This is a genomic window from Ardenticatenales bacterium, from assembly GCA_020634515.1.
Taxonomy (GTDB): Bacteria; Chloroflexota; Anaerolineae; order Promineifilales; family Promineifilaceae; genus JAGVTM01.
In genome coordinates this window covers 165,771-180,424 of the sequence record JACKBL010000010.1, presented here as the reverse complement: position 1 = coordinate 180,424, position 14,654 = coordinate 165,771, and the positions used below count along the sequence as shown (strand labels likewise).

Here is a 14,654-nt window from a genome sequence, read left to right as displayed (position 1 = left end):
CGTATTGGTATATCATTCCATAATTTGCTGAAGACCCAAATTGTTCGCGAACACGTGCATTAATAATCGCAGATCCACCATCAAGAACTTGAATTTCCCAAACGCCTCTTTTCACTCTGTCATACACAAGACACAAGGAGTAGTCTGGCAAGACGGTTATGACATCTGCAACGAGTAAGAATGCCGGCATACTCCCCCATGCCGGCATCTCCCACCTACCGCGCCACCCGGCTGCAAGAAACAACCGACACAAAGGCTTTCGTTGTTGTTGTTTGTATGCCAGCGGAGGTGCGGCGCGGGCTACGCCAGGAGGATGCCGCAGATGGAGACGAGGGAGTTGTCTTCGGTATCGGCGGGGCAGTGCTGGTAGGCGACCTGCTGGCCCCGGGTGGTTTCCAGGTAGCGCAGCAGCAGGTAGATGGGGGCGAAACCACAGATGCGATGGCGGTCTTGAATGCCGGCATTTTCCCCATAAAACCCCGCCGCATCCCCCGCCATAATCGCCGCCATCAAGCGTCCGTCACTCTCCGCCAGCGCCGCCCGGCGTGGCTCATCCATCACAAAATCGTCGCCAAAATTCGGCCCCATGTGCGCCAGGTCCACCGACGCCACCGCCAGCACCTTTTTGCCCGCCGTCAGCCGCTGGAGCGCGGCCACAAACCGGTTCAGCCGTGCGTCTTGCGCCGGATGCCCCCCATTTTGCACAAAATGGTGAAACGACCCCACCAGGATGGGAATCATGGGCGGCGGTTCCCGGTCGCCCAGCGTGTAGTGCAGCCACACCGCCGATAGCTCCACGGAATGCTCCTGGCGATGATGCAGTTCATCGGCAAAGGCCACATCCTCGCCCACCGCCGCCGCCAGTTCGTTGATCAAGGCGGTGTCGGTGGGCAGCACGCCAAACGGGGTGGCGTAGGGCTTTTGCGTGAGGGTGATGGCTTGCCCGCCGTTGTGGTCCGTGCCCAGGATGAGGACGAGGTCGGCGGCGCGGGCGGCGGCGGCGGCGCGCGCCCATGTTTTCGCATAGACATGACCGCCCCGGGGGTAATCAATGTGGGGGGAGATGAGGCCGCGTCCGGCCCATGCCGGCATTCCCACATCCTCCGCCTTGTCCGCCACCGCAAATGCGGCAAAATAGGTGCGCAAGGTCGCGGGATCCGCGGGATAACCAGGTCCCGCCAGCGCGGGCGGGCGGAATGGCTGGGCGCGATATTGTTGCAGCAACCGCTCCCGCGCCGTCTGCGCCCGCTCGTTTTGCAACAGGCACGCCTCGTCAAACTGGCGCAAGGTGTCGCTGACGATGGCGAAGGGAACGGGAAAGCCGAGGTGGTCGCAAAATGCCTGGTGAATTTGCGGCAGCGTGCGCGTACCATCACAGAGAATGAGCAATGGGGTGAGTTCCGCCGGCATAAACAGTTGCCGTGGACTCAAACGCAAAGGATCGCGCAGCATCCACATCCGCTGACCTTGATGAAAGACCGGTTGAAAATCGAGAGGACGGAGACTGGGCTTGAGGGGAAGCATCATGGGGCCTGATGGTTTCCGATCTTCTCGGAAGCTGGTTCAGTGAGCTTCCGGGAAGGTTTGTGGGTACATGTACTCGTCGGCTGAGCAGTGACGTCCGTTTTACTTTACTTGGAGGCAGAATGCAAACAACAAGAAAGTGTTATCGCGGACTGTTGTTGGTGGTTTTGCCGTTGGTGGTGTTGGCGTTGGCCTGCAACCTGCGCGCCGCGCCGCCGCCAACGATGACCGTTGCGCCCCTCGTCTCGTCGCCGACCGCGCTACCTCCGCGTAGCACGCCCACGCTGGTCGTCGCCACGCCCACCGCGACCGCGTTGCCGGAAGAGACGGCCACGCCTGCGCCCACGGGCGATGACCCGCGCGGTATTGGCGATCCTTATATGCCTGAATTGGGCAACCGGGGGTATGACGTGCGGCGCTATACGCTCCGTTTCACGCTGGACCCGGCGACGCCTTATGTTATGGGGGAGACGGTGATTGAGGCGGAGAGTACGGTGGACCCGCTGCGGCAGTTGTCGCTTGACTTTATTGGTTTTGAGATGACGTCGCTGTTGGTGGACGGAATGCCGGCATCCTACACCCGCACCGACCGCAAAATCATCATCGACCTCCCATTTGGCCGGTTGGCCGGAGCGCCGTTTACCATCACCGTCGCCTATCGCGGCGAGCCGCGCCCCTTCCACTCCCCCTACATTCCCGCCGCCGACTCCCTCGGCTTTGTCTTTCCGGGAGATGGCTCCCTGTTTGCTTTTTCCGAGCCGGACGGGGCGCGCGCCTGGTTCCCGGCCAACGACCATCCGCGAGACAAAGCGACGTTCCGCCTGGAACTGACGGTTCCCACCGGGCTGACCGCCGTGGCAAACGGGGAACTGGTGGAAACGGTGGACCTGGACGCGCAAACGCGCTTTGTCTGGGAACACAATTACCCGATGGCCACGTACCTGGCGACGGTGGCCGTGGGCAACTATGTGTTGCGCGAGAGCGTGGCGGACAATGGCGTGCCCCTGCGGAGTTATCTCTTCCCGGATGCGGTGGCGGCGTTTGATGCGTATGCCGGCATCAATGAAGCCGCCCTGGCCTGGATGAGCGCGCTATTTGGCCCCTATCCATTTGAGACGTATGGTTACGTCACCGTCAATCTACCCGGCGTGTCCATGGAAACGCAGTCGCTGGTGTTGCTTTCCACGCAGATGATTGGCCGGCGCACGATGGTGCATGAAATGGCCCACATGTGGTTTGGCGATTGGGTCAGCCTGGACTCCTGGGGCGAAATGTGGCGCAACGAGGGGTTTGCCACTTACGTGCAGATCATGTGGGAGAATCGGGATGATCCGGAGGGGCTGGAATTGGAGATGGCGGGCGTGGCCGCAAGGGTAGAGGAAAATGGGAACGGCTACGCGCTGTCCAATCCCCCGCCAGCTTCGCTGTTTGGCTATGAAACGTACTTCAAAGGGGCGATGTTGGCGCACGCGCTGCGCCAGACCGTGGGGGACGAGGCTTTCTTCGGCGGCTTGCGCGCTTATTTTGCCCGGTATGGCGGCGGGGTGGCGTCGCAGGCGCAATTTCAGGCGGTGATGGAGGAGTATGCCGGCATTTCCCTCACCCCCTTCTTCGCCCAATGGCTGCCCTGACGTCAATTCATCAAGCCCAGCAAGCGAAACAACGGCTCCAACGGTCGATACAGAGTATCCGGGTGGTACGCATCCAGCCAGAACACCGTTGCCGTACACAACGCCAGCAACACCAGCGCCACCACCGCACACGTCAGCCAGGGACGGCGGCGGCGCGGCGCGGCAGGCGACTCCACTGGCGGAGCAGGTGGGGCCGCCGCAGGTGGCGGCGCGGGCATGTCCACATCCAAAGGCATGCCACGATACGGAGATGGCGGCGCCTGATATGCCATACTCGCCTGCACCAGCGGGTCCAGATCCGGCGGACGTGAGGGCATGGTTCCGGGGTGGGGAAGTGCCGGCAAATCCACGGGCGTATCGTGAACCGGCGATGGGCGGGTGTGCCCTCCTGTAGGCGCAGCCGTTGGTTGCTCAAAGAGAAATTGTACGCTTTCCCCCAGTTTAATCACATCTCCATGGTACAGCGCCACCCGGCCATGCACGGGTTGCCCGTTAACAAATGTGCCGTTGGTGCTGTTCAGGTCTTCCAGCGCATAGCCATCTCCCTGAGACATCAAACGAGCATGGCGACGCGAGATTTCCGGGTCGCTGAAAATAACATCGTTGTTAGACTCTCGCCCAAACGAGAGTACCGACGCGCCGACATTGATAATCTGCCCTGCTTTAGGACCGGCCTGTATCACCAGCCGGGCTGAAATGCCATTCATAAAAAATCCTGCTATCTGATCTATTTAAGTGGACACACCCCGTGTATTGATGTCGCAACCGTTGGCAGTATAGAATTCAGGGCGGGATTTGTCAATGAACGCGCTGTAAGGTGATAGATGACAACCTGTTTCTTATACGGTATGATTCAAATGTCCGACGAAAATGGCGAGTTGGGAACGCCCCCTACGAGGTGTCTACGCAGGAGTATCCATGTTCAGGTTGCGACAACTGGTTGCCCGGTCTAATTCTCTGCGCGTTGCGGATGGCGGCGACAATAAATTCGGTACTTTCACGGGCGTCTTTGTACCTACAGTCCTCACCATCCTGGGCGCGATCATGTATTTGCGTGAGGGATGGGTTGTGGGCAATGCCGGCCTGGGCGGGGCGCTGCTGATTATTCTATTGGCGCACGTGATCACGGTCAGCACGGGACTCTCCGTTTCCTCGATCGCCACCAATATCCGCGTGGGCGCGGGGGGCGCTTTCTCCATCATCTCGCAATCCTTGGGGCTGGAGGTTGGGGGGAGCATTGGCCTGCCGCTGTTTTTGGCGCAGGCGGTTTCTACCGCGCTGTACATTTTTGCCTTCACCGAGGGCATCCAGCGGATTTTCCCGAATGCGCCCACCTGGATCATTCTGTATGTTACCTTCTTCCTCGTCTTCACCATTGCCTACACCAGCGCGCAGTTGGCGGTGCGCGTGCAGATTTTCATTCTGATCATCGTTGGCTTTTCCCTTTTTTCCGTTTTTCTGGGCAGTTTTGCCATTGCCGGGCGCGTGGGCATGGCGTTTACGCCGCAATTGTGGGGCGCGTTTGCCGATCGTGATTTTTGGGGCACGTTTGCCATTTTCTTCCCGGCGGTGACGGGCATCATGGCCGGCATTAGCATGAGCGGCAGTTTGCGGGATCCGCGCCGCGGCATTCCACAAGGGACGATGTCGGCGATTGGTTTGACGCTGGTCATCTATTTGCTGCTGGCTTACTGGCTGGCGCGGGTGGCCTCGCCGCAAGAATTGGTGAGTAATCTGACGATTATGGTGGACAAGGCGTTTTTTGGTTGGGCGATTATTGCCGGCATTCTCGGAGCTACCTTCTCCTCTGCCCTGGGTTCCCTCGTCGCCGCGCCGCGCGTGATGCAAGCCCTCGGCTTCCACGGCGTCCTCCCCTTTGGTGGCTTCTTCGCCCGCCAGACTGATCAAGGCGACCCGCGCCAGGCGACCATCGCCACCGCCCTCATCGTCTTTGTAGCCATGACGTTTGCCCTGTTTTCCGGGGGACTGGACGCCATTGCGCCCCTGATCACCATGTTCTTCCTCCTCACTTATGCCATGCTCAACGCCGTCGTCCTCCTGGAACAGACACTGGGCATGGTTAGCTTCCGCCCCACATTTTCCCTGCCACGCCTCGTTCCCTTCATTGGCCTCATTAGCTGTCTGTTCGTGATGCTCCTCACCAACGCCACCTTCAGCATCGTGGCGATTATCCTCACCCTGGGCATCTACGCCTATTTGCAGCATCGCCAACTGCAAACCCCCTGGGAAGACGTGCGCAGTGGCCTTTTCCTCACCTTTGCCGAATGGGCGGCGGAAATGGCCAGCCATATGCCCGCCGCCCCCGAGCGTACCTGGAAACCCAGCATCCTCATTCCCGTCCCCTCCGCCGATGAACTGGTGGGCAGTTATCGCTTCTTGCGGGCCATGACCGTGCCGCAAGGCTCCATCTATGTTCTGGGCATTTATCCGCCGGGGGAGCGGGAACGGTTGGCGGCGTTGCAGGACCTGACGCGCTCTTTTGCCGTGGACCGCGTCTTTGCGCGTACGACGCTGCTGGAAGCGGAGGCGTTCGGTGATGGCGTACGCGCGGCCACGGAGGTGCTTAGCTCCGCTTTTTTCCGCCCCAATATCTTGTTTCTGCCGCTGGCCGGGGCGAATAATCTGGCGCCGGTGCTGGATTTGCTGCCCAAAGTGACGGCTTACCAGATTGGCACGGTGCTTTTTTGGCGGCATCCGGTGATTGATTTGGGGCGCGAGCAGTCGATAAATGTGTGGGTGCGCGAGCAGGGGCCGGCGTGGGAACTGGGGCTGCGGATGAGTAATCTGGACCTGGGGGTGCTGTTGGCGTACCAGATTTCGCGGAATTGGAAGGGGTATATCCGGTTGTGCATGGTGGTGGCGGATGAGGAGACGAAGGCCAGGGGAGAGGTTTTCTTACGGGATTTGGTGCGGTTGAGTAGAATGCCGGCATCAACGCAAATCGCCCTCTTCACCGGAGACTTCTGGGAAGCCCTCCCCGCCGCCCCCGATGCCGACCTCACCGTTCTCGGACTGCCCGACCAGCCAGATGTGGCCTTCATCCAGCGCGCTGTCCAGACCCTCCATAGTTCCTGTATTTTTGTCCGTGATTCCGGCAATGAAAGCGCCCTGGCTTGATAGGGAGCCAAACCCACCGTGATCCGGAAAAGGTAGATGTTCCATGAATGATCCCAACGAAAAGATAAACGTGAACGAAGCCAGCCTTGCCGAACTGTCGCGGCTAAACGGCATTGGCGACGCGCGGGCACAGCGCATCATTGACTATCGCCAGAACGTACATCCCTTTACCGACGTGACTGAACTGACGGCGGTTCCGGGCATTTCGGCGGAGATGGTGCGGGAGTGGGAACCGCAACTGACTGTGGGAGACGCGCCTGCCATCATGCCGATGCCGGCAGATGTTGCCCTTCCTGAGGACGTGCCTGACGACGTGCCTGACGACGCGGCTGACGATGTGCCTGACGACACGCCTGACGACGCGCCTGATGTGGAGGGTGTCCCTGAGACGGTTCCTGAAGCGGAGGCGGACGAGACTGACGCGGAGCCGCCTGTGGAGATTGAATTGTTGCCGTTGTCGGGAGAAGATGCCGGCACGCCTCCTCCTTCCACCCAACTCCCCCCCCCGTCGCCCCCCTCCCCGTCGCCCACCTCCCCTGCGCGTCGCCGCCCCACGACATTTGCCATCGTCCTGCTCAGCGCCTTGCTCGGCCTGCTCTTCGCCCTCTTGTTTTTGGTCGTAATCAACGGTGGCTTGCGCTATGCCGCGCTCAGTCGCTTCGCCGAGGTGCGTCAACTGCAACTGGAAATGCAGCAGCAGGTGGAAGACCTGCGGCGCGAACTGGATGCCCTGGATACAGCGACCGGAAACCTGCAAAATCAGGTGGACACCCTCAGCCTGCAAGTGGACAGGGTAGGCGCGACCCATGATCGGCTGGTGGCCACGCAAGAAGCCGTCTTGGCGGACCTGGCGACCGGCCAGGCGGAAATCGCCGATCTGCAGAAGGCATCCGCTGACCTCACCGCCCGCATGGACCAATTGGCGCAAACGGCGGAGACCTTCGACGCCTTTCTCAATGGGCTGCGGGACTTACTGTTTTCATTGAACGGCCCGCCCGCAACGCCCACGCCAGCGCCATCCACGACGGCCACGCCCACGCCGACGCGGCAGCGCGCCACGCCTGCCGCCAGCGCCACGCCGGCGCCGCCCACGCCGACGAACACCGCGCCCGCCTCCCCGCCGTCGCCCAGCGCCACGCCGCCCCCCACGCGCACCCCCATTCCCACGGCAACCCCGTTTGACAGCGCCCCCACGCCGCTGCCCAACCCTTAGGACTGACGATAAAATAAAGGTAACTATTCACGTCTCCGAGAGATTGGACCAATTTTGTAGACATCAATAAGATTCAACCAGAGCAAATTGGTCCAATCTGGGCAGATGACCTGTATAGTCACAAATAAAGTACGGAATTGCATCGTCAGTTTGAAGGAACGGGAAGGAAACAACTTCGTTGTCTTATTTTATTTCCGTTCCTTCGGGCGTATCCGTTAATAAAGGCTTCGCTCGGGAATTGACGGATGCGCTGGAAGCGTTCTGGCTTGCCGCGCAGTCCAAAATTGATTTTGGACGAACCTTTCGTTGTCAGGCGTTCAACTTCTTGGAGACATAACTATGCAAGAACAAGAGACATCCCCCAGCTTCTTCACCCGCCTGGGACGCGGCATCTGGCGCGTCATTCGCTTCGTCCTGTTGATCATCATCCTTTCCGCCATTGGCGTTATTCTCGTCTTCAGCGGCCAGCGCGCCATCGCGGAGATCAACCGCTCCTTTGAGAACATCAACCGGCGATTTGACATTCAAGCGCAGCGGATTGATGGGTTTGAGCAAGACATAGACGGCTTGTTGCAGGCGGATGACGCCGCCGCCGAAGCGCAGCGGGAACTGCGGTTGGACGTGACCCGCCAGGCCACCGATTTGAGCGATCAGGCGGCGGCGTTGGATGGACTACAACAGGATTTAACGGCGCAGTCGGCGGTATTGGCGACACTGTCCGCCAGGGTGAGCGCCAATGAGCAGGCGGCGGCCGACCTGGATGCCTCCGTTGCCGCCTTGCAAGGCGACCTCAACGGCAGTAACAGTCGCATTGATGACTTGGGTGGGGAACTGGACGCCCTGGGTGGTCAGGTGACGCAGAATCGCGCGGACACGACGAGCGATCTGATGGCCTTTCGCGCTGAATACGCCACACCCAGCGAGGAAGTGGCCGCCGTCCTGAAGGCGCTGCAATACTTCCGCGTCTGGGAAGTGGTGGCGCGGGCGCGGCTGCGCCTGGCGGAGAGCAACCCCGGCCTGGCGCAGGTGGATGTGCGGCTGGTGCTGGCGATGGTGGATGATTTGAGCGCGGCGGATGCGGCGGCGGCGGCTGACCTGGCTGCCGTGCGGGAGCGGTTGGCGCTGGCCGATGCCAGTTTGCCCGCCGACCCGACCGCGGCAGGGCGGGACCTGGAAGCGGCCTGGGAGGCGCTTGATCGGTTGTTGGGGCTGCTGCTGGTTCCTCCGGCGGCTTCCGCGGAAGCGCCCACGCCGGCGGTTGAGCCAACGTTGGGCGCGCCGACGCCCGCGCCTACCGCTACCCCATAGTCGTGCCCGATGCGCGCCGCGCCGAAGCGGACGCGCGTCGGGCCTGACCCTCCCCTACGCGCCGGGGGGCACGTCCGTCAGCAAGCTCTGCCAGACGCGCCGCCGGGTTTCCTCGTCCGCGAATGTGAGGTAAATCGTCTTGCGCATGGGGGGCGGTGACTCGTCGGGATGGACGTAGTAGGCGCGTTGGTATTGCGCGTAGCGCGGCCCCCAGGTGGAGCCAAAGGTGATGGCCAGCGTGGGTAGCGGGTGGGAACCAAACAGTAGATGGCCTGATTCAATCTGCTCTAAATCGCCGCGGTTGAGGAACTCGTACCGGTATCGCTTGGGGGCGATGGCGACCATGATGGCGTAGTCGCCGATGGGTACGCGCCACATCTGCGCGGTGCGTAGAAACATGTGGTCTTCGCGGTCTACAATGCTGAAAACGCCCGTGGCACGCATGTCAATGCGCTGTTCGTTGGGCAGTTGCTGCTTTTCCGTGGGGGCCGGTTCGCCATCGGGACGGAAGCGTGTGTAGCCAGAACGGCGCACCTGTCTCCAGAAGAGGTAGAGGAGCAGGGTGAGAAACAGGCCAATGAGTAGCAGGGCAACGGCGCGGTTGAGGGCGTAGGCCAGCAGACCCAACCCCAGGGGCAGCAGGCGAATCAGATGGCTGCGACGGATGCCCAGGAAGCGTTTGTGGTCGTTGATGAAGACGAAGGCGAAAAGGGGGCCAAGCAGGTTCATGTGGTGGGCGTTCCTTGAGTTGGGCGTTGCATGATGCCGACGAGGTGGAGTTGGATGGAGGGGGGGAGACGTTCTTCGAGGCGGCACATGAGGGGGAAAAGTGCCGGCATAAATCCCCAATAACTTGGATCAGCAATCGTCAATAGCGTAACCAGACGCATCCCCGCCTGGGTGGCTAATCGCGCCAGATCGTCAGCCGTGTTTGCGCGATAAAAGGCAGGGAAAGTGTCTGCTGCCGCCCGTCCGTAGAGCGCGCCAACCAGTTGCTGCTGCAACCCGGAGATCCGCCCCAGCAGGCGGTTGAGCGCAATCAACGGGTGTCGCTTGTTGGGCGTGACAAAGATGAAACACCCGCCTGGTTGTAGCACGCGGGCGATTTCGCGCAGATCCCGCGCCGGTTGCGCCATGTGTTCCAGCACCCAACTGGCCGTAGCGCAGGTCGCGCAGCCGGATGGTAGCGGCAGATGGTAGCTATCGGCGACGGCGCGGGGCATTTGCGGCAGGCGGTGCTCGCGCAGCGAAGCCAGGTCAGGATCGATGCCGATTATTTGTGGCAGCGGATGCGCCAACTGTTCTACCAGGCCGCCGCGCCCGCAGCCCAGGTCCAGCAGGCGTCCGGCGCGCGGCAAATGGGTGCGTACCAGGGTGGCGTACTGCTCGGTCGCCGGCTGCCAGTTGGGGCGTTGGCGACGATATTGGTCGCGCAGGGCGTTTTGTTGGTCCAGTGTGAGCATGGCTGTTGGTTGGTCACGGCAGACATGCCGTGAGGAAATTGAGTGAATAAAGCTAAAAGACGCAAAATCTGACAAGAATCGAACATAAGAAGCAACCAGGAGCAGCAGGAAGCAGAAGCCCGCAATCCGGCGCAGGACCCCGCCAAATTTCGAGCATCGTCGGCTTTTAGAATGCCGGCATCTCAAACGGCGGGCGATTCTAGCGTCGGGCAACAGGAACGGACGGTTCGCAAAGCAAACGGCCCTCTCCCTGACACAGATCACCGCAAGAATGATTCATCAGTCGCGGGAAAGTGCAAGGGTTGAAGATCGGATCGGCTTGTTTTGCGATAAGCTCGCTTCATCAATTGCAACTTCCCAAGAGCCTCCAGGAGCCTGTCTTGGCGCAGCCAGAGGGGAAATCCAGAGGAAAGGGGAATAGTGCAATGAACCATAACAAAATTAATCGTATTCTGTTGTTGACCTGGCTGGCATTGATGCTGATGTTTCCCGCCATGCAGCGGGCGGCAGCGCAGGCGCATGAACACAACGAAGCCGCTCCGACCCTGGTGATCGCCTGTGATCCTGGTGCTGGTTCAGCCAACAATTGTGGCGGCATCACAGGTGGTGGTGACGGTTAACCGCAGCACACTGATCTATCCGTCATTGTATTTTTGTGACTATACAGGTCATCTGCCCAGATTGGACCAATTTGCTCTGGTTGAATCTTATTGATGTCTACAAAATTGGTCCAATCTCTCGGAGACGTGAATAGTTACGTATTTTTTTTCGGCCATAAGCGGGAGAAAGGGGATTGAGAATCGAGCCCTCGATTTTCAATCCCCGTTTTTTTATCCAGCAGCGGCGTGCAACGTCCCTCGTCCCGTTCTGAGATAGTGCGATGCACATGGACGATGAGTCCGCTATGGTTAGAAGTAGGCGGGAGTGGATGGGAGTCGAACCCACCGCCGCTTGCTCGGCGCAACCGGCCACTGGTTTTGAAGACCAGGGCATCCACCAGGACACAACCACTCCCCGGATGCGTAAACTATAACGAATGAACGCATCCGCGACAACTCCCAACCCCTTCACGCGACTTGACCGTCATCCTGCCCTCCGGTATAATGAAATGCCGTTTGTTGGTACTGAATGCTGTTGCCACAAAGCGGTAACTTGAGTAATCTTGAGTCATCAACAGGGCGCAATGCCCTTATTTTTTTTGGAGATTTGCCAGCTATGACCAAACGTACTTATCAACCAAAGATTCGCCGCCGCAAACGTGTCCACGGGTTCCGCGCCCGCATGAGTACCAGCGGCGGACGCACTGTCCTCAAGCGACGTCGCTCTCGTGGTCGTCGTAGCCTTTCCGTGACCATGAACGAACACGTGAAGCGCGTGAATTGGAACGGCAACAAGGCCGTCAGTTATCGCAACGTGAAGCGAGCAGGCGGCTGATACGGACGCACATGGTGAGCCGTGGGCGTGGTTCGGCGGCAGCCCGCTTGTCAGGATGCATAAACGTTACCATTTGCGCCACACGCGCGACATTGAACGGGTGCGGCGGGCAGGCCAAAGTCGGCGGCATCCGCTGGCTGTCTTGTTGTTTCATGCCAATGATGAGACGGTGAGCCGTTTTGGGTTTTCCGCCAGCCATCATGTGGGCAATGCAGTCGTCCGCAATCGGGCCAGGCGTCTGTTGCGCGAAGCGGTGCGTTTGCATCTGCCCCAGATTCAGCCGGGCTGGGATTGCCTGTTGATAGCTCGCCGTGAAACGCCTGCCGCTACCTTTGCAGAGGTAGAAGCCGCGGTCTTGCAGTTGTTGCAACGCGCACGCATGTTAAAATCCGATGGTGGTTGAAGCTTCGCGCAAAAGCGCATGGCAACGGCATGAGTAGCGATCCGTGAGGGGCACGAGTTACTTTTCGGACAGTGGCCAAGTAACCGTCCGAAAATAACTTCACACTTTTTACGGACGGTTACTGACAAGCTATCATGGACAGCCACTAAGGTGCGGTTTTCATGGCAAATTGCCGGCAGAAGACGTCTCCAGGCGGCGCAAACGTGTGTGTTCTCATGAAGCAAATTCTCCTTTTTCTCATTAAACTGTATCAAAATACGCTCTCTCGGGCGTTACCCCCCAGTTGTCGGTTTACGCCATCTTGCTCCCACTACGGCTACGAAGCAATCCAGAAATACGGAGCTATGAAGGGCGGTTATATGGCGGTTCGACGTATTCTGCGTTGCCATCCATTTAATCCTGGTGGGTACGATCCGGTGCCTTGATGGAGATGCCCTTTGTACACTGAAAAACGGCTGCGCAGACAGCCAGCGATCATTCTTTTCATCATAGCGGCTGTCATTCTTTCAGCCTGCAGCGGCTTGATCGCCAATGCTAACTGGCCCGGCATCACAGTGCAAGAGAATGTGGTCTACGTGGCCTATGGTGCGGGCGTGGCTGCTTTTGACATCGCTGCCGGCACGGAGCTATGGAACTTCCCCACGGAAACAGAAGCGCGCATCAGCTATTATGCCGCTCCATCCGTAGAAAATAGCCGTATCGTTATCGGCGATTATGGCGCCCCTGGCAGTTTCTTTTCCCCCGGTGTGAGAGTAACCATCTATGCTCTGGAAACCGGAGATGGTGGCACGCCAACCCTGCTCTGGTCCAGTGATACGTTGGCCCGCGACCGCATCGTCGCCCCGCCGTTGCAGGTAAATGATGTCGTCTACATCGGCACGGCGGACAATTTCCTGCTGGCTATTGATGCCACCAATGGCGCGGAGTTATGGCGCTTTGAAGCCGGACACAGCATTTGGGCACAGCCCGTCTTCCAGGATGGCACGCTCTACGTGGTGTCATTGGATAAGAAATTGTACGCACTCGATGCGGAAACGGGCGCGCAAAAATGGGAAATGAGCTTTGGTGGTTCGATTATCAATACGCCCGCCGTGGGCAGCGATTTGCTGTATCTGGGGACGTTTGATAACAAGCTGCACGCTGTTGACCTGGCAACAGGGGAAGAGCGATGGAGTGTGGATACAGGCGGCTGGGCCTGGTCTGGTCCCACGTTGGCGGATGGGGTTGTCTACGAGGCTGACCTGGAAGGCAATCTGTATGCGCTGGATGCGGAAACGGGAGATGTCCTCTGGTCAAAGACGAACACCGATCTGGGTGAAGTGCAGGCGTCCCCTGTTGTCGTCAATGATGCAGTAATCTTTGCCGCCGCCGACAAGGTCGGTGATGTAGAGACCCGCCAGGGTACGCTGTTGGCTCTTAACACGGCTGATGGCAGCGAGTTGTGGCGGGAGCGGACGCCGGCACGTATTTTTGCCACCCCCGTTGTCGCTGATGAAAAGCTCGTGGTGGTCATGAATGGCACAGCAGGTTTAGTGTTTATGTATGACCTTTCCACGGGTAGACCTGTTGGTTCCCCTTTGACACCGTCGGCGCTTGCCGCTCAAAATTAGGTCAGTTGGCGCGGTTACCAGACATACGGACTGAATTTCCATGTTCGACACTGTAATTATCAACCCCATGATCAACGCCCTGCTATGGCTGTATGATTTCCTGGGTAATAACTTCTTCCTGGCGATTGCCGTTTTTACGATTGTGATCCGGTTAGCGACATTGCCCACGCAAATTCGCCAGCAGCGCACGAGTATGAAGATGCAGGCGCTGCAACCGCGGATTCAGGAGATTCAGAAGAAGTACCGGGATAATCCGCAGAAAATGCAGGAGGAGTTTAAGCGGATTGGCTACAATCCCGCGGAAAGCCTGGCGGGATGTCTGCCGCTGTTGCTGCAGATGCCCATCCTGATCGGGCTGTATCGCGCGATTCTTATCATTTTGGGATCGACACCGCAGTCGTTGCTGGAGTTAACGGGGCGTGTTTATGGCGGCGTTAATCTGGCGTCGCTGCTGCCGATTACGAACAAAGTTGGCTGGCTGAATCTGGCGCAACCGGACCCGTTGTTGATTTTGCCGGCACTTGTCTTCATCAGCTCCTACTTCAGCCAAAAAGTTCTTACCCCTGCCCAATCCGCGGCCGACAAGAACAAGAGCAAAAAGCAACAACAGGAAGAAAATCCCATGGCGGGAATGACCCAGTCCATGCAATACACCATGCCCATCATGTTCGGCGTGATGTCCTTGCAATTCCCCGCCGGGCTTTCCATTTACTGGATTCTGACCAGCCTGATCGGCGTGGCCATGGGTTACTATGCGCGTCGACAGATGGCTGCATCACCCGCGCCGACGCCCGTTGCGGCTTTCCAGGAACCCGCGCCGACTCCTCAGGAAATGCCCAAAAGCAAACCGGAAGCGCCACCAGCACGTGCCAGCAAAAGCAGCGGATCGCAAGCAAAACGAAAGCGACGTTCAGCAAAGAAATAGAAGGG

The 14,654-nt window shown here is 59.1% G+C and carries 14 protein-coding genes and 1 tRNA gene; 10 read left to right on the top strand and 5 right to left on the bottom strand.

The window, feature by feature from the left end; all coding sequences use genetic code 11:
- Nucleotides 1-300: 300 nt before the first annotated feature.
- Nucleotides 301-1,527 (bottom strand): AmmeMemoRadiSam system protein B, encoded by a 1,227-nt coding sequence (gene amrB, locus H6650_21780; GenBank protein MCB8954644.1) that lies wholly within the window; start codon nt 1,525-1,527, stop codon nt 301-303.
- 119 nt (nt 1,528-1,646) lie between these two features.
- On the opposite strand from amrB, the gene H6650_21775 reads away from it, so the two are divergent.
- A complete protein-coding gene (locus tag H6650_21775; protein MCB8954643.1) occupies nt 1,647-3,155 on the top strand; it encodes a hypothetical protein in 1,509 nt (502 codons plus the stop codon).
- 2 nt (nt 3,156-3,157) lie between these two features.
- Here the strand turns inward: H6650_21775 and H6650_21770 are convergent, their stop codons facing one another.
- Complete coding sequence (locus H6650_21770) at nt 3,158-3,862, bottom strand: FHA domain-containing protein (protein MCB8954642.1); 705 nt, start codon at nt 3,860-3,862, stop codon at nt 3,158-3,160.
- Between the two features lie 211 nt (nt 3,863-4,073).
- Here H6650_21770 and H6650_21765 point away from each other — a divergent pair, with 211 nt between their 5' ends.
- From H6650_21765 to H6650_21755, 3 genes are all read left to right on the top strand, one after another.
- Nucleotides 4,074-6,293: an amino acid permease gene (locus H6650_21765; GenBank protein ID MCB8954641.1), complete on the top strand. Its 2,220-nt coding sequence runs from the start codon at nt 4,074-4,076 to the stop codon at nt 6,291-6,293.
- A 43-nt stretch (nt 6,294-6,336) separates the two neighbouring features.
- A complete protein-coding gene (locus H6650_21760; GenBank protein ID MCB8954640.1) occupies nt 6,337-7,506 on the top strand; it encodes a helix-hairpin-helix domain-containing protein in 1,170 nt (389 codons plus the stop codon).
- Nucleotides 7,507-7,845: 339 nt separating this feature from the next.
- Nucleotides 7,846-8,814: a hypothetical protein gene (locus H6650_21755; GenBank protein ID MCB8954639.1), complete on the top strand. Its 969-nt coding sequence runs from the start codon at nt 7,846-7,848 to the stop codon at nt 8,812-8,814.
- Nucleotides 8,815-8,868: 54 nt separating this feature from the next.
- Here the strand turns inward: H6650_21755 and H6650_21750 are convergent, their stop codons facing one another.
- Nucleotides 8,869-9,543 (bottom strand): hypothetical protein, encoded by a 675-nt coding sequence (locus H6650_21750; GenBank protein MCB8954638.1) that lies wholly within the window; start codon nt 9,541-9,543, stop codon nt 8,869-8,871.
- Entirely contained in the window at nt 9,540-10,277 is a 738-nt protein-coding gene (locus H6650_21745; protein ID MCB8954637.1) for a class I SAM-dependent methyltransferase, read from the bottom strand. Before H6650_21745 ends, H6650_21750 begins: the two co-directional genes overlap by 4 nt.
- Nucleotides 10,278-10,702: 425 nt before the next feature.
- Here H6650_21745 and H6650_21740 point away from each other — a divergent pair, with 425 nt between their 5' ends.
- Nucleotides 10,703-10,897 carry a hypothetical protein gene (locus H6650_21740; GenBank protein ID MCB8954636.1) on the top strand — a complete coding sequence of 65 codons (195 nt, stop codon included), beginning with the start codon at nt 10,703-10,705 and terminating at the stop codon, nt 10,895-10,897.
- Nucleotides 10,898-11,196: 299 nt separating this feature from the next.
- Here H6650_21740 and H6650_21735 read toward each other — a convergent pair.
- A tRNA-Sec gene (locus tag H6650_21735) sits at nt 11,197-11,292 on the bottom strand.
- A gap of 200 nt (nt 11,293-11,492) precedes the next feature.
- Between H6650_21735 and rpmH the strand changes: the two genes are divergently transcribed.
- The 5 genes from rpmH to yidC all read left to right on the top strand — a co-directional run bounded on the left by rpmH (nt 11,493) and on the right by yidC (nt 14,649).
- The gene (rpmH, locus tag H6650_21730) at nt 11,493-11,711 is read left to right on the top strand and encodes a 50S ribosomal protein L34 (GenBank protein ID MCB8954635.1); all 219 of its coding nucleotides are present in this window, start codon (nt 11,493-11,495) and stop codon (nt 11,709-11,711) included.
- A 55-nt stretch (nt 11,712-11,766) separates the two neighbouring features.
- The gene (gene rnpA, locus H6650_21725) at nt 11,767-12,114 is read left to right on the top strand and encodes a ribonuclease P protein component (GenBank protein ID MCB8954634.1); all 348 of its coding nucleotides are present in this window, start codon (nt 11,767-11,769) and stop codon (nt 12,112-12,114) included.
- Between the two features lie 215 nt (nt 12,115-12,329).
- Nucleotides 12,330-12,539 (top strand): membrane protein insertion efficiency factor YidD, encoded by a 210-nt coding sequence (gene yidD / locus H6650_21720; protein ID MCB8954633.1) that lies wholly within the window; start codon nt 12,330-12,332, stop codon nt 12,537-12,539.
- A gap of 12 nt (nt 12,540-12,551) precedes the next feature.
- Nucleotides 12,552-13,724, top strand: coding sequence for a PQQ-like beta-propeller repeat protein (locus H6650_21715; GenBank protein MCB8954632.1), 1,173 nt, complete (start codon nt 12,552-12,554; stop codon nt 13,722-13,724).
- Nucleotides 13,725-13,764: 40 nt separating this feature from the next.
- Entirely contained in the window at nt 13,765-14,649 is an 885-nt protein-coding gene (gene yidC, locus H6650_21710) for a membrane protein insertase YidC (GenBank protein MCB8954631.1), read from the top strand.
- Nucleotides 14,650-14,654 lie beyond the last annotated feature (5 nt).